This is a genomic window from Amycolatopsis sp. A133 (assembly GCF_031082405.1).
Classification (GTDB): domain Bacteria; phylum Actinomycetota; class Actinomycetes; order Mycobacteriales; family Pseudonocardiaceae; genus Amycolatopsis.
In genome coordinates this window covers 229,835-247,821 of the sequence record NZ_JAVHJU010000067.1, presented here as the reverse complement: position 1 = coordinate 247,821, position 17,987 = coordinate 229,835, and the positions used below count along the sequence as shown (strand labels likewise).

The 17,987-nt window shown below is 70.0% G+C and carries 13 protein-coding genes; 8 read left to right on the top strand and 5 right to left on the bottom strand.

What is annotated here, in order from left to right; translation table 11 throughout:
- Positions 1-25 precede the first annotated feature (25 nt).
- Both Q5425_RS40225 and Q5425_RS40220 read right to left on the bottom strand, forming a co-directional pair.
- Entirely contained in the window at positions 26-2,332 is a 2,307-nt protein-coding gene (locus tag Q5425_RS40225; RefSeq protein WP_308677665.1) for a transglycosylase domain-containing protein, read from the bottom strand.
- A gap of 149 nt (positions 2,333-2,481) precedes the next feature.
- The gene (locus Q5425_RS40220) at positions 2,482-5,859 is read right to left on the bottom strand and encodes an RICIN domain-containing protein (protein WP_308677664.1); all 3,378 of its coding nucleotides are present in this window, start codon (positions 5,857-5,859) and stop codon (positions 2,482-2,484) included.
- Between the two features lie 494 nt (positions 5,860-6,353).
- Here Q5425_RS40220 and Q5425_RS40215 point away from each other — a divergent pair, with 494 nt between their 5' ends.
- A complete protein-coding gene (locus Q5425_RS40215; RefSeq protein ID WP_308677663.1) occupies positions 6,354-6,932 on the top strand; it encodes a hypothetical protein in 579 nt (192 codons plus the stop codon).
- Between the two features lie 53 nt (positions 6,933-6,985).
- On the opposite strand, the gene Q5425_RS40210 is transcribed toward Q5425_RS40215, so the two are convergent.
- Entirely contained in the window at positions 6,986-9,646 is a 2,661-nt protein-coding gene (locus Q5425_RS40210) for a transglycosylase domain-containing protein (RefSeq protein WP_308677662.1), read from the bottom strand.
- Between the two features lie 67 nt (positions 9,647-9,713).
- Entirely contained in the window at positions 9,714-10,109 is a 396-nt protein-coding gene (locus Q5425_RS40205) for a DUF5318 domain-containing protein (RefSeq protein WP_308677661.1), read from the bottom strand.
- A gap of 244 nt (positions 10,110-10,353) precedes the next feature.
- Here Q5425_RS40205 and Q5425_RS40200 point away from each other — a divergent pair, with 244 nt between their 5' ends.
- From Q5425_RS40200 to Q5425_RS40185, 4 genes are all read left to right on the top strand, one after another.
- Entirely contained in the window at positions 10,354-10,899 is a 546-nt protein-coding gene (locus Q5425_RS40200) for a PadR family transcriptional regulator (protein WP_013230991.1), read from the top strand.
- Between the two features lie 70 nt (positions 10,900-10,969).
- On the top strand, positions 10,970-12,058 hold the full coding sequence (locus Q5425_RS40195) for an inositol-3-phosphate synthase (RefSeq protein WP_308677660.1): 1,089 nt from the start codon (positions 10,970-10,972) through the stop codon (positions 12,056-12,058).
- Positions 12,059-12,160: 102 nt separating this feature from the next.
- A complete protein-coding gene (locus Q5425_RS40190; RefSeq protein WP_308677659.1) occupies positions 12,161-12,679 on the top strand; it encodes a SigE family RNA polymerase sigma factor in 519 nt (172 codons plus the stop codon).
- Positions 12,676-13,371, top strand: a complete 696-nt coding sequence (locus tag Q5425_RS40185) for a hypothetical protein (RefSeq protein ID WP_308677658.1) — start codon at positions 12,676-12,678, stop codon at positions 13,369-13,371. Before Q5425_RS40190 ends, Q5425_RS40185 begins: the two co-directional genes overlap by 4 nt.
- Here the strand turns inward: Q5425_RS40185 and Q5425_RS40180 are convergent.
- Positions 13,364-14,002, bottom strand: a complete 639-nt coding sequence (locus Q5425_RS40180) for an HAD family phosphatase (protein ID WP_308677657.1) — start codon at positions 14,000-14,002, stop codon at positions 13,364-13,366. The genes Q5425_RS40185 and Q5425_RS40180 overlap by 8 nt on opposite strands.
- Positions 14,003-14,068: 66 nt before the next feature.
- On the opposite strand from Q5425_RS40180, the gene Q5425_RS40175 reads away from it, so the two are divergent.
- The 3 genes from Q5425_RS40175 to Q5425_RS40165 all read left to right on the top strand — a co-directional run bounded on the left by Q5425_RS40175 (position 14,069) and on the right by Q5425_RS40165 (position 17,982).
- Complete coding sequence (locus Q5425_RS40175; RefSeq protein WP_308677656.1) at positions 14,069-14,527, top strand: MarR family transcriptional regulator; 459 nt, start codon at positions 14,069-14,071, stop codon at positions 14,525-14,527.
- Complete coding sequence (locus Q5425_RS40170; RefSeq protein ID WP_308677655.1) at positions 14,517-15,734, top strand: MFS transporter; 1,218 nt, start codon at positions 14,517-14,519, stop codon at positions 15,732-15,734. Before Q5425_RS40175 ends, Q5425_RS40170 begins: the two co-directional genes overlap by 11 nt.
- Positions 15,735-15,906: 172 nt before the next feature.
- Positions 15,907-17,982, top strand: a complete 2,076-nt coding sequence (locus Q5425_RS40165) for a PhoX family phosphatase (RefSeq protein ID WP_308677654.1) — start codon at positions 15,907-15,909, stop codon at positions 17,980-17,982.
- Positions 17,983-17,987: the final 5 nt, after the last annotated feature.

Here is a 17,987-nt window from a genome sequence, read left to right as displayed (position 1 = left end):
CGATCATCCTGTCAGACCACGGTGGTCACGGGCCGAAATCCGCTTGGCCGGTGTCGTTCCCGTTGCCGCGCCCGGGACCCCGGCCGTCGCGGCGGTCGTTGCCGCGAACGCGGTCCTGCTGCTGTTGCTGCCGGTCCCCGTTGTCGCCGTTGTCGCCGCCGCGGCCGATGGTGAAGCGATCGTCCTGCTGCTGCTGCTGCTGTTGCTGTTGCAGCTGTTGCTGCTGGAACTGCAGCTGGTCGTCCTGCGGTGAGGTGATCGCCTGGACCCGGTCGAAGCGCTCGGCCGGTTTGCCGGCCAGGTAGAGCTGCATGAACCGCTGCCACACCGGAGCGGCCACGACCGACGGGGTCAGCGGCGCGCCGGTCGGGCCGCGCAGCGCCTTGTCGCCGTCGCTGCCCACCCACACCGCGGCGGAGACCGACGGCGTGTAGCCCACCATCCACGTCTGGGAGTTCGCGTTCGCCGCGGACGCGGGTTCGTCGTCGCCGGGGGTGTGCTGCTGGGTGCCGGTCTTGCCCGCGCACTCGTGCCCGGCCGGGCAGGAGAGCCGGGAGAACGGGATCACCGGTGCCAGCGCGGCGGTGACGTTCCCGGCGATCTGCCGGCTCCGGTCGCGGTTGTTGTCCGCGAACGCGTCCGTCGCGCGCGCGTCGGCCTCGTGGGCGGTCTCGCCCTGGGAATTCGTCACCTTCTGCACGAAGTGGCGGCTGTGCTGGATACCGCCGGAGGCGAAGGTCGCGTACGCGGCGGCCATGTCCGCCGGCGTGACCGCGGTCTGGCCGCCGCCGATGGAGATGTTGTTGTCCCCGGTGAACAGCTCGCTGCGGCCGCCGTTGTCCTTCGTGCGGATGCCCGCTTCCTGCGCGGCCTCGGCGACCCCCGACGGCTTGGTCACGTTGAGCACCATGTCGTAGAAGACGGTGTTGGTGGACCGCTGCATCGCCTCGGCCACCGTGCACTGTTCGGAGCAGCTGCTGCTGGTCCCGGCGTTGCGCACCGGCAGCGGCACGTCGGGGAACGACCGCGGCGAGCGGCCGTCGAAGACCGCGTTCAGGCCGCGGCCGCCCTTGAGGAACGCGGTGAGGTCGAACGGTTTCATCGACGACCCGGGGTTGTGCGGTTCGTCCGCCCAGTCGCGCCCGGCCTGGTCCTCGCCGTTCGGGCCCTTCACGACCGGCTCGCCGCCGTAGTAGGCGAGCACGCCGCCGGACTTGGGGTCGACGGCGACCAGCGCGTCGAGGATGCGGTCGTCGGTCTGCCCGGCCATGCCCTGGGCGATGGCCTTCTCGGCGGCGTCCTGCGCTTTCGCGTCGATGGTCGTGAACACCTGGAACCCGCCCGAGTAGTACTTCTCCTCGGAGATCCCCGCCGCGGCCAGCTCGGCCTTCACCTGCTTCTTGACGAACGGGTTGACCGTGTTGCCCTGCCGCGATTCGACGAGCGGGATCGGCGTCGGGAACTTCGCCGCCTTCCGGTCGGTGGGGGTCAGGTAACCGTTGCGCTGCATGCGGTCCAGGGCGGTGTTCCAGCGGTCGCGGGCCACCGTCGCGTTCTCCGACCGGCCCGGCTGCTGGACCAGCCCGGCGAGCAACGCGGCTTCGGAGTAGTTCAGCTGGGCCGCGTCCTTGCCGAAGTACGCCTGCGCCGCCGCCTGGATGCCGTACGCGCCGCGGCCGAAGTAGATGATGTTGAGGTAGGCGGTGATGATGTCCGCCTTCTCGTAGGTCTGGTTCATCTTGAACGACTTCGCGAGCTCGACCCACTTGCGCGTCAACGTCGGTGCGTCGTCGCCGGAGGCGTTCTTGATGTACTGCTGCGAAATCGTCGACCCGCCGCCGGACCCGCCGGTGACCTGGTTGTAGGCGGCCCGCAGGATGCCGGAGACGTCGAAGCCGGAGTTGGTCTCGAAGGACGCGTCCTCGGTGGCGATCACGGCCTTCTTGACGACGTCCGGGATCTGGGCCGGGTCGAGGATCTGCCGGTTCCCGCCGGTGGGCACGTCCTTGCCCATCTCCGTGCCGTCGGCGTAGAGGTAGGTGACCGCCTGGCCCTGCGACTGCGCGACCGTGTCCGGCGACGGCACGTCGACGGCGAAGTACGTGATCACGAACGCGACCGCCGGCACCGAAATGGACAGGCCGGACAGCACGTACAGCACTCTGCGGACCGTCTTCCAGCGACGTCTGCGCAGGTCCGGAGCCGGGCGCGGCGGGACGTCGGCGGTGGGCTCGGCCGGTTCGGCCGGCCGCGGGAGAGGCCGGCGTGGCTGGTAACGACCACGCGCAACCGGCCTCCGGCCGGACCTCGAGCGATTTCGGTCGGTGTACACGGGCCGTCCTCGGTACGCAAGTGGGCTGCGGGCGCAGACCCCTCGACACTCCACACGGACCGCGGGCGGCGGTGGTTCACGCCGGTGGTGCACAAAAGAACGGGCCCGGCAGGCGGGGTGCCTGCCGGGCCCGGTCGAGCCGGTGCCGGTCAGGGCGCCTCGCTCATGTACTTCCCCCACCACTGGGTGTCGTCGAGCACGTGGTCACCGTCGAGGTCGAGCGCCCGCTGGGTCATCGGCGCGCCTGCCGTCTTCGCCGAGTCCTTGGGCCCGACGTAGAGACCGCTCTTCACGTTGTGCAGGCCCTCGGACGTGCTCGCCGCGGTGTTCGTCAGCGAGCCGAAACTCCACTGCTGGGCCGGGTCGTTCACGTCGCAGGCCGCCTCGACGATCCCCGCCCCGCTGGCCGTGCTGCCGCCGGCGACCGCGAGGCACAGGTGGCTGCCCCGGTCGACGACCTGCGTGATGTGCACCAGGTCGATACCGGTGCCTTCGGTGCGCAGGTCGTTGAGGTGCCAGTAGTTCGCGGTGAAGGCGTTGCACGCCCGCTGCTCGACGACCGCGCCGTTGGCGGTGGTGTTGCCCCGCAGCATCAGGCACATCTGTGAGCCGTCGTTGTGGAAGCTCGGGTTGTAGTCACCCTGCTCGTCCGTGCCGTACGCCGGTTCGATCGCGGCCGCGTCCCAAGCGACCTTCTCCGTGCCGTCGCCGGTCTGGTCGATCGTGCCGAGGTGGACCTTCGGCACACCCTTGAACGGGAACACGCCGAGGTTCATCCAGCCGTTGGTGCTGGTCGACTGGGCCGCGCGGACCGCGACCGGTCCGTTGGCCGTGTCGATCGTGTAGGTCACCGTGCCGCCGTCGCTCATGTGCGCCGGGATGTGCACCTTGACCCTGGCCAGGCCGTCGATCTCGGTGAACGTCCAGGTGCCGGTGATCTGGGTCTTGCGGCCCTCGACGCCGTCGGCGCGGGTGTGGCTGAACCAGAAGTGCGAGCCGTAGCCGCCGCCGAGCTGGTGCAGGTCGACCTTCGACGACTCGAACCCACCTGTGTCCTTGGCGAAGGTGAAGTCGAAGCTGCCGAAGTTCTTGCCGATCCCGTTGCAGTTCGGGTTCTGGATCGGCTTGGTCGCGTCCGGCACGTCGTCGACGGTCAGGGCGTCACCGGCCAGCCCCAAGGTGTTGCAGGCGGGCGGGTAGCTGGTCCCGTTAGCCGGTTCCGCCGCGAAGTCCGGGTAGTCGTAGCGGATGAACTCGTGGCCGCATTCGTTGTCGCAGTTCGCCTTGTAGTTGAGCGCGCTGTGCACCCAGCACTTGAGGTCGTACTGTCCCGCGCTGTTCGTGTGCGCGCACGGACCGGCGGGTTCACCGGCGACCTCGGGGGCGTTCGGCGTGTGCGAAGAACCCCAGTCGCACGCGTTGTCCCCGGTGCAGAACAGCTGCGGCGCCGGGACGGCCTGCGCCCGGTAGCCCTCGGTGTTCCACCAGGCCGCGCGGAAGAACGGCACCTCGGCACCCGGCGCCTCGAACCCGCTCGGCGGGTAGGTGGCGAAGCCGAGCACCTTCTCCTCGTACGGCCACAGCTGCGGGTGCGCGAAGTCGTGCGGGTCGCTGCCGAACGGGTGGCGGCTCGGGTTGTAGCGCGGGTTGGCCGGGTTGTTCAGCCAGCCGAGCCCGTACGCGCCGTTGCTGCCCGCCTCGCCGGCGTTGTGGTAGCCCGAGTTGTACGCCCAGGTCGCGTAGAACCAGTTCTCGATCTTCGCCGGGTCGTTGTTGTTGACGCGCATCCCGGCGCTCTGCATCTGGTTCCACTTCGAGACGAGGATCCGCAGCCCGGCGGCGACGTTCGCGGCGTAGTCGGTGCCCGCCGCGATCTGCTGGTTCGCCGGCAGCAGCGTCTCACCCGGCTTGGCGTGGCCCGCCAGCCGCATGCCGTCGGTGATCTGCGAGACGCCGTAACCGCAGTCGGCGTCGTCCCAGTGGATGTCCCAGTCGTTGCTCGCGTTGTCGTCGTAGATGTCGAGGCCGTAGTAGTTGCCGATCAGCGCGTTGCCGGTCTCCCCGGGCAGCGCGTACCGGCTGGCCTGCCACAGGTTCGACTCCTGGCCGAGGATGCCGAGCATGATCTGCGCGGGCACCTGGCCACCGGTCGACAGCGCGACCGGCGGGAACATGCCCTGCGGGGTGTAGGCGCTGATGCCGTTGTTGTTCCAGTTCGCCGGGCGCGAGTTGAAGAGGTGGCCCTTGACCGCCATGTCGGCCGCCCACTCCACCTGCTTCGGCTTGGGCTGGTACACCTGCACGCCGGTGTTGTTGCGCGGCACCGAACACGTCCGCGCCGGGTCGGTGGTGTCGCTCCAGCGCGGTTTCGGCGTCGAACCGGGGTCGAAGCTGAAGCCGAGCGCCTTGCCCGTCTTCGTGCTCCGGCTTTCGATGTGCACCTGCTCCGGCACCGACGGGTCCGGGTTGGTGATCTTCGTCTGCGTGCGGGTGACGGCCGCCTCGCCGAGGGTCGAGACCTCGGTGGTGGCGGGTGTGTCCAGCTTCCGCACCGGCGCGGGCAGCGCGCCGAGCTTGTCGGCCTGACCGGTGATGAAGACGCGGCCGCCCGCCCCGCTCGCGACGTCGAGCGCGCCGAACTTCCCGCTGGCCAGGGCGGTGACGGCGGATTTGCCGCCGGCGCCGGGGGCCACGCGGAAGACGCGGGCCTTGTCCTGGTCGCGGTCCATGAACACAACGCCGTCCGCCGAGTCGGCGCGGACGCCGAACGGCACGCCGCCGGTGTCCTTGACCAGCCGGGTCCGGGCGCCGCCGTCGGCGACCTTCAGCAGGCCCAGCCGGTCCGCCACCACAAAACCGCCGGCGGTGGGCGTCGCCGAGGTGACCTGGCCGGCCAGTTCGGTGCGGGGGCTCAGCTTCCCGGTCGCGGCGTCGACGACGAGCACGCCGGTCTTGCCGAGGTCCTCGTCGGCTTCCTGGGTCAGCGCGGCGGTTTCCCCGGCGCCGCACCCCGGGTTGTAGTACGCGAGCGAAGTGCGCACCGGCAGGTTGGTGACCGCGCCGGTGGTGAGGTCCACGACCGCGGTGAGACCGCCGCGGCCGGTCAGGGCCTCCTTGTTGGTGAACCGGCGCGGCGCGTAGACGACGACCGCCCGCTGGCCGGAGCCGGTGACGCAGGCGTTGCCGATCCACTGGTCGACGTCCGCGTTCGGCTTGCCGAGCGTGGCCGCGGTGCGCCAGGTGTAGCCGGTCTTGGCCTCGGCCACGAGGACGTGGAACCCGGAGGCGTCGCTGCTGGTGGTCCAGAGCCGGTCGCCGGAGCGCTGCCAGCCCTGCCCGAGCAGTTCGTCGCGCTTGCCGGGGTCGACGGCGGGCGGGTCGGCCGGCGGTGCCGGGGTGCTGTTGGCCTGCACCGCCCCCGGGGGCAGCGTGGGGACCGCATCGGGGTCGGCCGCGGCGGTCACCATCGGCGTCAACGTGAGGAAGGCCAGTGCCGCGACCGCGGCTTTGGGCCAGCTTCGTCTCATTTCGTCCCTCTCTCGCACGCCGGGCGCGCCGAATTCACGGTCGCCGGGGAAACCGGCATGCGAAATCCTTGAAATGCGCGGAATGGTGAAAGGAAAAAGCGCTATCCAGCGGAGGCGGTGAAGGCTCGACGCGGATCGGCGCACCAGGGCGGCGAAGGCAGGACTGTGACCACGATTCTCCCCCGGGTACTGCTGCGACGCCGGCGCCTCCCCGTGCACCAGCGGTCGTGGCCAGGGCAAACGTCCCAGCTCACACGATCATCAAAGCTCTCCCGGTTCAGCCGGCGCCAGCCGCCATTCGGGTGGATTAACGGACAAAAACCCCGCTGGTCTCTGGAGTCTCACTTCCTTTTTGCGTCCGGTGCGGTAGCCGGTGCCGGCGCCTTGCTCCATTGGAAGCAATTCATTTTTCTTTCTTGATCACCCCGGCTCCCGTCGGGCACGCTGCGAACCGTTGGGGTTTCGCTGTCTTGCTTTTCTCGGAAGGGGACACAATGTCTGGAAGACGTCTCGCCGCGGTGCTCGCCGCGACGGCGCTGTCGTTGCTCGGCGGCGCGGTGTCGGCGGGGGCGGCGCAGGCGCACCCGGATTTCCGCGCGGAGGCGGTGGCGGCGGGCTTGACCGCCGACCAAGCCACGGCGCTGCAGGCGAAAGCGGATCGCTACCTCGCCACGACCGGCGGGAAGCAGATCGCGCCGAACAAGATCGATGTCAACGGCACCGCGACCGTCCTGCTGACCGTGCCCGGTGAGGCCAAGGTGCGGGAGCTGAAGACGGCGAACACCGCGGCCGACTGGGACCCGTGCTTCTACGGCGAACAGCACGCCAAGGACGGGTACTTCTGCGCCTACAGCGAGCACTGGTACATGGGTGACGCCATCGAGATGTACAACTGCGCCGGCTATTCGCTGCCGAACTGGACCGGTACCGGTTCCTGGATCAACCAGCAGACGCCGGGCACGCGCGCTCGGTTCTACGGCCAGTCCGGGAACCTGCTCTTCACGACGCCGGCGCCCGACAGCTTCGACGACGAGTACTACTGGGGCCCGGTCTGGACCATCCGCAACTGCTGAACCGGGGACCGGCGAAAGAGGGGCCCCGCACTTCGCAGTGCGGGGCCCCTCGGTCATTCGTCGCCGGAACCCGGTGGCCGGGCGAACCCGTCACCACCGGGCAGCGGGGGTGTCGGCCCGCCCGGGCCCGGCCGCGGCGTCTTCGTCGGCTTGGACGATGACGACGACTCGGTCTCGGTCGGCGTCTCCGAGGTCGACGGCGTCGGCGTCGAACTCGGCGTCTCCGACGGCGTCGGCGTGTCCGACGGCTTCGCCTGCGTCGTGGTCACGTCGTTGGCGTCCTTGCCGATCGGTTCGACCTTGTCGAACTTCTCGCCCGGGGTCCCGTCGAGGTAGTTCTTCATGAACTGTTCCCAGATGGGCCCGGGGTAGGTGCTACCGAAGATCGGCTTGTTCTGGTTGTCGTGCAGCGGGACGTTGCCGTCGCCGCCGACCCAGGCCGCGGCGGCGACCGACGGCGTGTAGCCGACCATCCACGTCTGCGCGTTGCGTTCCGCGTAGTTCTTCGGGTCGCCGTCCCGCAGGTCGTACTGCTGCGTACCGGTCTTGCCGGCGCACTGGTGACCGGTCGGGCACTTCAGCTTCGAGTGGGTGATGACCGGGCCGAGTGCCGTGGTCACGTTGCCCGCGATCTGCGCGGTCTTCTGCGCGTCGTCGCTGAACGCGGGCTTGGGCTGGTACTTGCTCTCGTCGAACTCGACTTCGTCCTGGGCGTTGGTCAGCTTGGCGACGAAGTGGGCGTCACGCCGCATGCCGCCGCCGGCGAAGGTGGCGTACCCCGCGGCCATGGTTTCCGGCGTCGCCACGGTGGCGCCACCGCCGAGCGCGATGTTGATGTCCCCGCTCATCTGCGGCGACGTCGGCACGCCCGCCTCGTTGGCGGCCTCGGCCACGCGCGCCGGCTTCGTCACGTTGAGCACCATGTCGTAGAACACGGTGTTCGCGGAGATCTCCATCGCCTCGGCCACGGTGCACTGGGGACCACAGCTGGCGCTGTCACCCGCGTTGCGCAGGGGGGTCGCGCGGCCGGGGAACTTCCGGTTGTTCGACCCGTCGAAGGTGTCGCCGAGGCCCTTGCCCATCTTGAGGTACGCGGTGAGGTCGAACGCCTTGAACGACGAGCCCGGGTTCTGCGGCACGCTGGCCCAGTCCTGGCCGACCTTGTCCTTGCCGTTCTCGTCCTTCACGGTGTCCGGGCCGCCGTAGTACGCGAGGACGCCGCCGGTCTTCGGGCTCACCGCGACCAGCGCGCCCAGGAGCCGGTCGTCGCTCTGGCCCTTCAGCTTGTTCGTGACCGCGTCCTCGGCCGCTTTCTGGGCCTTGGGATCGATCGTGGTGTAGACCTTCGCGCCGGTCGAGTGCAGCCGGGCGCTGTCGTAGCCCTCGGCGGCCAGCTCGTCGTCGATCCGCTGCGCGATGTGGTACGGCAACGTCTGGCCGGAGTCCTTCGACGCCTTCGGGATCGGCGTCGGGAACTGCGCGCTCGTGCGTTCGGCGGCCGGCAGCCACTTGTTGGCCACCATCTGGTCCATCACGTAGTTCCAGCGCCGCTGGGCGTACTCCTGGTTCTCCGAGCGGCTCGGCCCCTGGATCAGGCCGGCCAGCAGGGAGGCTTCGGACGCGCTGAGCTCCTTGACGTCCTTGCCGAAGTAGGCCTTCGCGGCCGCCTGGATGCCGCTCGCGCCGCGGCCGAAGTAGATGATGTTCAGGTAGCCGGTGATGATCTCTTCTTTGGACTGCTGGTTGTTCATCTTGAACGACTTGGCCAGCTCGGTCCACTTCCGGCTGAGGCTCGGGGCGTCGTTCTCGGTGGCCTTCTTGATGTACTGCTGGGAGATGGTCGACCCACCACCCTGGCCACCGGTGGCCTGGTTGTAGACGGCGCGGAGGATGCCGCTGACGTCGAAGCCGGAGTTGGTCTCGAACGTCGAGTCCTCGGCCGAGTACACGGCGCGCTTGACGATTTCGGGGATCTCGCCCGGCTTGAGCAGCTGGCGGTCGCCGCCCTTGGGCAGCGACTTGCCCATGACGCTGCCGTCGGAGTAGTAGTACGTGACCGGCTGGCTCTGCAGCGCCGCGACGCTCTCCGGCGTCGGCACGTCGACCAGGAAGTACGTGATCACGAACGCGATCGCCGGCACGACGAAGAAGAGACCGACGAACGCGTAGGCGACCCGCCGGATGATCCTCCAGCGCCGCTTCTTCCGCTGCGCCGGCGTGAGGACCTTGCGGCCCTTCTCGTCGAGCTCCGCTTGGGGCTCGACGTCGTCGGCGAACTCGTCGAAGCGGTCGTCGTCGTACGAGTCGAAGCCGTCTTCGGTGCCGTTGTGCGCGTGGTGGGTGATGAGATCCGGCTCACGCTCGGGCGCCGGTTCGGGCCGCCGCCCGCCGGGCGGCGGCTGCCGGAAACCCTGCGGCGGCGAGCCGGGCGGTCCGCCGGGGCGGCGGCCGGGCGGAGGCGGCTGGCGCCTGCCGGGCGCGCCGGCCTGACCGCGGGGGGCCTGCGGCCGTCGGGGCTGGTCATCGGGCCGTTGCTGGCCACCTTCGTCACCGGCGGGCCAGGCCGGGCCGGGCTGCCGAGGTCCACCGCGAGCCGGGTCGGGGCGCCGAGCGGGCTCACCCGGCCACGCCGGTCCCGCCTCTTCACCCGGCCACTGGGCGCGGCGAGGTGCATCTGGCTCCTGGTTCGGCCAGGAGCGGTTGTCGTCGGTCACGGATGGGCCTCCCGGATCAGTACCCGCAGGGGCACTGACCTGCGTGTTGCGATGGTCGTACGGTGGCTCACCGGCCTGCGGTCCTTCGCGGACCGGCCGGTTCCCCTGTGCCCAGGACGTATGACCGGACCAGGTGGTTCCAGTGGCACGCCCGGCACACTTCGACGTCGTACACGGTGAACTCGGCGAACGAGCCCGCCATCCTGGCCAGCTCTTCGGGGGTCCTCGCCGAGCCCGCGACGTGCTTGAGTTCGTCGCCGTAGACCCAGGACACCAGGGTCAGCGGCTCCTGGCGGCAGATCGGGCAGGGCAGATCACCGTCCCGGCCGTGGAACTTCGCCGCCCGCAGCAGGTACGGGCTCGCGTCGCAGGCTTCGTGGCTGCCGACGCGCCCGGAGCGGACTTCGGCGAGCAGCGCACGGCGCTGCAACGCGTAGTCCACGACCTGCCGCTGGTTAATCACGAGAACAGAGTACGGGCTCTTCCTGTGGCGTCCACGCCCCCTAGCGCGGTCAAGCCCCGGACCGGCGTGGACACGCCGGGGCCTCGATAACTCTCCGGTGAATTTCGCCCGCAATGGGTGGTTGGGCGGGGTTAGCTTCGCCACTTCGATGTATCGGCGCGATATAGTGGCTGAGTAGGTTGGATCGAGGCGCTCGTTCGGAGCAACGCGGGTGGTCTCGGTTTGTTCCCGGAAGGGGGTGCGTGTGCTGGAGTTCGCGATCCTCGGTCTTCTGCACGAAGCGCCCATGCACGGGTACGTGCTGCGCAAGCGGCTGCACGAGACGCTCGGCACGTTCCGGACGTTCTCGTACGGCTCGCTGTACCCGACCCTGCGGAAGCTGCTGCGGGCCGGGTACCTGGTCGAAGAGCTGGACGAGGCCGACGACCGCGCCTGGTCGCGGCGCGGGCGGCGGGTCTACAAGCTCACCGCGGAGGGCAAGGAGCGCTTCGGCGAGCTGCTCGGCGACGCCGGGCCGCAGACCTGGGACGACGAGGGCTTCGGTGTCCACCTGGCCTTCTTCTCGCGGACCCCGGCCGACGTGCGGTTGCGGATCCTCGAGGGCCGCCGCCGTCGCGTCGAGGAACGCCGCGAGGGCATGCGGGCGGCGCTGGCCAGGGCCGAGGAGAAGATCGATCGCTACACCCGCGAGCTGCACCGGCTGGGGCTGGAGACCAGCGAGCGGGAGGTGCGGTGGCTCAACGAGCTGATCGCGCACGAACAAGCCGAACGGCAGGGTCCGGAGACCTGAGCCGCCCGGCCCGGCCGCAGCGTCGCGGCACAGACCTACTGAACAGACACAGATTGAAGGAGAAACCCCCATGGGCGACAACCGCCGCGTACGGGTGGCCATCGTGGGCGTCGGCAACTGCGCGGCGTCGCTGGTCCAGGGTGTCCAGTACTACCGCGACGCGGACCCGGCCACCCGCGTCCCCGGTCTGATGCACGTCGACTTCGGCGGGTACCACGTCCGCGACATCGAGTTCGTCGCCGCGTTCGACGTGGACGCCAAGAAGGTCAGCCGCGACCTGTCCGAGGCGATCTTCGCCTCCGAGAACAACACCATCAAGATCGCCGACGTGCCGCCGCTCGGCGTCACCGTCCAGCGCGGCCACACCCACGACGGGCTCGGCCGGTTCTACCGCGAGACGATCGAGGAGTCCGACGAGACCCCGGTCGACATCGTCGCCGCGCTGCGCGAGGCCGAGGCCGACGTGCTCGTGTCGTACCTGCCGGTGGGCTCCGAGGTGGCCGACAAGTTCTACGCCCAGGCCGCGATCGACGCCGGCGTGGCGTTCGTCAACGCGCTGCCGGTGTTCATCGCCTCCGACCCCGAGTGGGCCAAGAAGTTCGAAGACGCCGGTGTCCCGATCGTCGGTGACGACATCAAGTCCCAGGTCGGGGCCACCATCACGCACCGCGTGCTGGCGAAGCTGTTCGAGGACCGCGGCGTCCAGCTCGACCGGACGATGCAGCTCAACGTGGGCGGGAACATGGACTTCCTGAACATGAAGGAGCTGGAGCGCCTCGAGTCGAAGAAGATCTCGAAGACCCAGTCCGTCACCTCGCAGGTCGACCGCGACCTCGGCAAGGGCAACGTCCACATCGGACCGTCGGACTACGTGCAGTGGCTCGACGACCGCAAGTGGGCCTACGTCCGGCTCGAGGGCCGCGCGTTCGGCGACGTGCCGCTGAACCTGGAGTACAAGCTCGAGGTGTGGGACTCCCCGAACTCGGCGGGCATCATCATCGACGCGGTGCGTGCGGCGAAGATCGCCCTCGACCGCGGCATCGGCGGCCCGATCCTGTCGGCCTCGTCGTACTTCATGAAGTCGCCGCCGGAGCAGTACGACGACTCGACCGCGCGCGACGCCGTCGACAAGTTCATCCGCGGCGAGGTCGAGCGGTAGAGCTGTCCCCGTCGAAGGCCGTCACCGCTGGTGGCGGCCTTCTTCGCGTGATGGACTAAACCGGTGGGGCGGGGTGGGCGTTGGCGGGGTGTGAGTGCGAGCGTGGGCGAGAGCGCGCCGGGGGACCTGGGCGCGCCGACCTTCCACGACCTGTTCCGTGAGTACTTCGGCCAGATGACCCGGCTGGCGCACCTGCTCGGCGCGGACGACGCGGAGAACGTCGCGCAGGAGGCGTTCGTCAAGCTCCACCAGCGCTGGGACACCCTGACCGACCACACGCGCGTGGCCGGCTACCTCCGCACGACCGTGGTGAACATGTCCCGGTCACGCACCCGGCACCTGCGCGTCGTCCGGAGGACCCCGCAGGAGCGGCCGCCGGACGAGCTGTCGGCCGAGGTCAGGGCGGTGGCGAACTGGGAGCACCAGCGGCTGCGCGCGGTGCTGGTGAAACTGTCCAGGCGACAGCGCGAGGTGCTGGTGCTGAGGTATTGGCTGGACCTCAGCACGGCGGGCATCGCGGAGATCCTGGGTATCTCCCCGGGCACGGTCAAGGCGACCACCCACCACGCGATGGAGAATCTGCGCAAGCATCTGGGGGACGACCTGGGAGGTGAGCGATGACCGACCTCGAACGCAAGCTGGCCGAAGCACTGCGCGGACAGGCCGGGGAGGTCACGCCCGACCTCGACGCGGCCTGGGCGGAGCAGCAGCGCAGGCAGCGGCGGCCGTCGCGCCGCAGGCGGGCCGCGGTGTGGGTTGCCCCGCTGGCCGCGGTGCTGGTCGTGCTGACCAGCGTGTTGCTGGCCACCGAGCTGAACACGGCCCAGCCTCCGCCTCCGCAGCCCGCGACGCAGGCGGGACAGGAGCTGGTGCTCACGAAGCCCGAGATCTCGCTGCCCTTGAGCTTCTCGGGCGAGCCGAAGGCGCTCATCGACTTCGCGGGGCAAACGAACACCTGGACCTCGTACGCCTCCCAGTCCCTCGACAACACGGGCCGGCCCGTGTTCTGCATCGAGGCACTGCCCAAGGGGGCGATCCACGGCGGGACGGACTCGAACTTCGGCACCGAGTCACCGTCGTGCGTTCCTGTGTCGGGATATCCCGTGAGCGCCGGGTACGTCGGCAAGAACGGTGGGCCGCTGCCCGCGGGCAAGGCGGTCTTCCTCGTCGACCGGACGGTGCACACGCTGCGTCTCTACGACGCCGCGGGTGACCTGAGCCAAGCCAGGGCGGTCGCCGCGGTGGACCTGGGTCAGGTGTTCCTCGCCGACGTGAATCCCGGCTCGCCGCCGGTGCGCTTCGAAGTCAGCTGAGCCCCAGCGCCCCCGGCAGGTCGGTGATCTTCTCCACCACCGCCGTCGCCTCCTCCAGCACCGCCTCATCCGGCGGAAAATGCGGGTTCGGCACCGCGTACACGGCCATCCCCGCAGCCAGCGCGGACCGCAGCCCGTTCGTCGTGTCCTCCACGGCCGCGCAATCCGACGGCGCCACCCCCAGCAGCTCAGCGGCCCGCAAGTACACATCCGGCGCCGGCTTCCCCGCCCCGACCTGCTCCGACGACACCGCCGCCCCCACCGGCAACCCCGTCACATCCAAGAACCCCTTGATCAAGATCACCGGCGACGAGCTCGCGATCGCCACCGGCCAGCGCTTCGACACCTGCCGCACGACGTCCACGGCCCCCGGGATCAGCGGCGGCTCCGCGGCGTACCGCGCCGCCATCCGCTTGACCACCAGCGTCGCGATCTCCGGCGGCGACAACCGCGCGCCCAGCTCCTCGACCAGGTACCGCGCCCACTCCGGCGTGCTCATCCCCTGCTGCGCCCGGGTCGCTTCCTCGCGCCAGGTGCCGCCGTGCTCGGCGACCACCGCGCGCCGCACTTCGTCCCAGATGCGCTCCGAGTCCACCAGGACGCCGTCGAGGTCGAAGATCACCGCTTCCATACCCCGAGCCTAGCCTGTGAGCCGACTTACTTAGCTACGCTTACTAATTTTTGTTAGCCTAGCTAAGTGACTTCCGCGATCACCGATCTCGCCCACCGGCTGCGGCCGCTGGTCTTCCGGCTGTACCACCAGGTGCGCCGCCAGACCCCGCAGCTGACGCTGACCCTCACCCAGGGTTCGGTGCTGAGTGAGCTGGTCAACGGCGGTCCGCGCCGGATGAGCGCGCTCGCCGAGCTCGAACGGGTGAAGCTGCCGTCGATGACCGACGTCGTCGGCCGGCTGGAGCGGCTCGGGCTCGCGACCCGCCGTCCGGACCCCGCCGACGGCCGTGCGGTGCTGGTCGAAGTCACCGGCGAGGGCCTGCGTTTTTACGCCGAACTGGTGACGGCTCGCGAGGAGTTCCTCCGCGAGCGGCTCATCGCGATGGACGACACCGACCGCGCAGCGATCGAGGCCGCCTTGCCCGCTCTCGCCAAATTGCTCGTCGACACCAAGAAGGAGGAACTGATCAGCGATGAGCGCTGAACACCACTCGAGCCTGCTGGACGCGGTCAAGGGCCAGCCCAAGCAGGTGTGGATCACCGCGTTCGCCGCGGTCATCGCCTTCATGGGGATCGGCCTGGTCGACCCGATCCTGCTGTCCATCGCCAAGGGCCTGGACGCGACGCCGTCCCAGGTCACCCTGCTCTTCTCGTCCTACCTCGGCGTCCAGGTCGTCGCGATGCTGGTCACCGGCGCGGCGAGCGCCCGCTTCGGCGCGAAGCGCACCGTGCTGGTCGGGCTGACGCTGATCGTCGCCGCCACCGCCCTCTGCGCGGCCGCCGGGTCGATCGAGCAGCTCGTCGGGCTGCGCGCGGTCTGGGGCCTCGGCAACGCGTTCTTCATCGCGACGGCGCTTTCGGTAATCGTCGGGGCCGCGACCGGCGGCCAGTCCGGCGCGATCCTGCTCTACGAGGCCGCGCTCGGCGTCGGCCTGTCGATCGGCCCGCTGCTGGGCGCGCTGCTCGGCAGCATCTCGTGGCGCGGCCCGTTCCTCGGCACCGCGATCCTGATGGCCGGCGCGCTCGTGCTGTGCGCGGTGTTCCTCAAGAGCGACAAGGACGAGCAGCGCACGCCGGTCAAGCTGCTCGACCCGCTGCGCGCGCTGAAGCACCCCGGCCTGCTGCGCACGTCCGTCGCCTCCGCGCTGTACACCGCCGCGTTCTTCGCGGTGCTCGCCTGGTCGCCGTTCGTCCTCGGCTGGAGCGCCATCGCCGTCGGCCTGGTGTTCTGCGGCTGGGGCCTCTGCGTCGCCGTGGCCGGCGTCGCGCTGGCCCCGCGGCTGGCCGCGAAGCTCGGCGAGCGGCACGCCGCCGCGGCCGCCGTTTTCGGCTACGCCGTGCTGATGGTGGTGCTGGCCGTGCCGAGCAAGCCGGTGCTGGTCGCCGGGATCGTCGTTTCCGGGCTGGTGTCCGGTCTGCTGAACACGCTGTTCACCGGCACCGCGATGTCGATCAGCGACGCGCCGCGCCCGGTCGCCAGCGCGGGTTACAACTTCTGCCGCTGGCTCGGTGGCGCGGTCGCCGCGACGCTGGTCGGGCACGTCGCCGAGTGGTTCGGCTCGCCGCAGGCGCCGTTCGTCGCCTCGGCCGTGCTGTGCGTCGTCGCGGGCGTGTTGCTCTCGCTGCGGGAGAAGCAAGCGGACCCGCACACCGTGCCGAAGGAGGCGGTGCTCGTCGGCGAAGAGTTCTGAGCTCACGCTGAGCGACGGCCCCTGGACCAAGTGTCCGGGGGCCGTCGGCCGTTCGGGGTGTCCGCCGGTGGGCATTGCGAGCAATACACCCGTTGTTCACCCAGAAGTCTGGATCGGCTGGTTTTCGGCGCATACGGTCGCTTCGTTCCCGAACTCCCACCATGGAGGCGCTGTGCCCGACCGTCTGCTCCCGCTGTTCCCCGCGCACGCGGGTGGACGTTCCCCGATCACCTGCGAGTACCGCTGCGGCAACGCCTGTGCCCACCCGGAGCCGAACGAGTCCGGGAACGAGTACTTCGGCGACCTCGTCAAGGACATGTCCCGCCGCCGGGTCTTCAAGGCCGGCGCCGTGCTCGCCGCCGCCGCGGGCGGCCTCGCCGCGCTGTCCGGCACCGCGGCCGCCGCCGACGGCGCCGCGACCGCGAACGGTCACGGGCCGAAGCCGCGCCCGGTGCCCGGCACGGACTTCACGCCGGTCCCGCCGAACAAGCTCGACGCGGTCAGCATCCCCGACGGCTACGCCCAGCGCGTCGTCATCCGCTGGGGCGACCCGGTCGTCGCGGGCGCGCCGAAGTTCGACTTCACCAAGCAGACCGCGGCCGCGCAGGCCAAGCAGTTCGGCTACAACAACGACTTCGTCGGCCTGATCCCGCAGGACCCGCTGGGCCTGACCAACCTGCTCGTGGTCAACCACGAGTACAGCACCGAGGTCCACATGTTCCCGGCCGACCAGTACGACCCGGCGAACCCGACCGAGGAGCAGGTCAAGATCGCCTGGGCGGCGCACGGGCTGTCGGTGCTGCTGACCCGCCGCGACCCGGTCCGCGGGGGCCTGGAGGTCGTGCCCAGCCGGTTCGGCCGCCGGATCACGCTCGACACGATCTTCGAGGTCCGCGGCCCGGCCGCCGGTTCGAAGTACCTCAAGACGTCGGCCGATCCGACCGGCCGCAAGGTCCGCGGCACGCAGAACAACTGCTCCGGCGGCGTGACCCCGTGGGGCACCGTGCTCTCCGGCGAGGAGAACATCCACCAGTACTTCGCCAACTCCGACAAGGTCACCGACCCGGTCGCGGCCGCGCGGCTGAAGCGGTACGCGATCGGCACCGGCACCAGCACCCGCAAGTGGGAGCGGTTCGACAAGCGCTGGGACGTCGCGCAGGAGCCCAACGAGCCGAACCGGTTCGGCTGGGTCGTCGAGATCGACCCGAACGACCCCACCTCGACGCCGATCAAGCACACCGCGCTGGGCCGCCTCAAGCACGAGGGCGCGAACATCAAGATCACCGCCGACGGCCGCGTCGCCGCCTACACCGGTGACGACGAGCGGTTCGAATACATCTACAAGTTCGTCTCGAACGGCAAGTACAAGCCCGGCAAGAGCGCGCACGCGCGGCGGCACAACTCGGCCCTGCTCGACGACGGCACCCTGTACGTCGCCCGCTTCACCGGCGACAGCCCGGGTGAGATCGACGGCACCGGCAAGCTCCCGGCCGACGGCGAGTTCGACGGCGCCGGCGAGTGGATCCCGCTGGTGAGCGGCAACAAGTCCTTTGTGGACGGCATGACCGCCGAAGAGGTCTACGTCTTCACCCGGCAGGCGGCCGACAAGGTCGCCGCCACGAAGATGGACCGCCCGGAGGACATCGAGCCGAACCCGGTCAACGGCCGGGTCTACGCGGCGCTGACCAACAACAGCGACCGCGGCGCGGCCGGCAAGGCGGGCGTCGACGAGGTGAACCCGCGGGTGGCCAACAAGAACGGCCAGGTCCTGGAGTGGGAGGAGGCCCGCGGCGACGCGGCGTCGACCCGGTTCTCCTGGCGGCTGCTGCTGGTCTGCGGCGACCCGAAGGCGGCCGACACCTACTACGGCGGCTTCCCGAAGGACCAGGTCAGCCCGATCTCCTGCCCGGACAACGTGACCTTCGACCGGCACGGCAACCTGTGGGTCGCCACCGACGGCAACGCGCTGGGCTGGAACGACGGCCTGTTCTCGGTGCCGGTGACCGGAGCCGAGCGCGGCCACGTCAAGCAGTTCCTCTCGGTGCCGGTCGGCGCCGAAACGTGCGGCCCGGTCGTGACGGACCACCTGGTGCTCGTCGCGGTCCAGCACCCGGGCGAGAACGCGGCGAGCTCGGCGAACCCGACGTCGCACTGGCCCGACGGCGGCACCTCGCAGCCGCGGCCGTCGCTCGTTTCGGTGTGGAAGAAGGGCCGCTTCGGGCTGCCCGGGCGCATCGGCGAACGCTGACGCGA

Excerpts from the sequence above, each read along its gene's own strand:
- Q5425_RS40170 (WP_308677655.1), top strand. The coding sequence starts at position 14,517 with ATGAGCGCTGAACACCACTCGAGCCTGCTGGACGCGGTCAAGGGCCAG.
- Q5425_RS40220 (WP_308677664.1), bottom strand. The coding sequence starts at position 5,859 with ATGAGACGAAGCTGGCCCAAAGCCGCGGTCGCGGCACTGGCCTTCCTC.
- Q5425_RS40195 (WP_308677660.1), top strand. The coding sequence starts at position 10,970 with ATGGGCGACAACCGCCGCGTACGGGTGGCCATCGTGGGCGTCGGCAAC.
- Q5425_RS40215 (WP_308677663.1), top strand. The coding sequence starts at position 6,354 with ATGTCTGGAAGACGTCTCGCCGCGGTGCTCGCCGCGACGGCGCTGTCG.
- Q5425_RS40185 (WP_308677658.1), top strand. The coding sequence starts at position 12,676 with ATGACCGACCTCGAACGCAAGCTGGCCGAAGCACTGCGCGGACAGGCC.
- Q5425_RS40180 (WP_308677657.1), bottom strand. The coding sequence starts at position 14,002 with ATGGAAGCGGTGATCTTCGACCTCGACGGCGTCCTGGTGGACTCGGAG.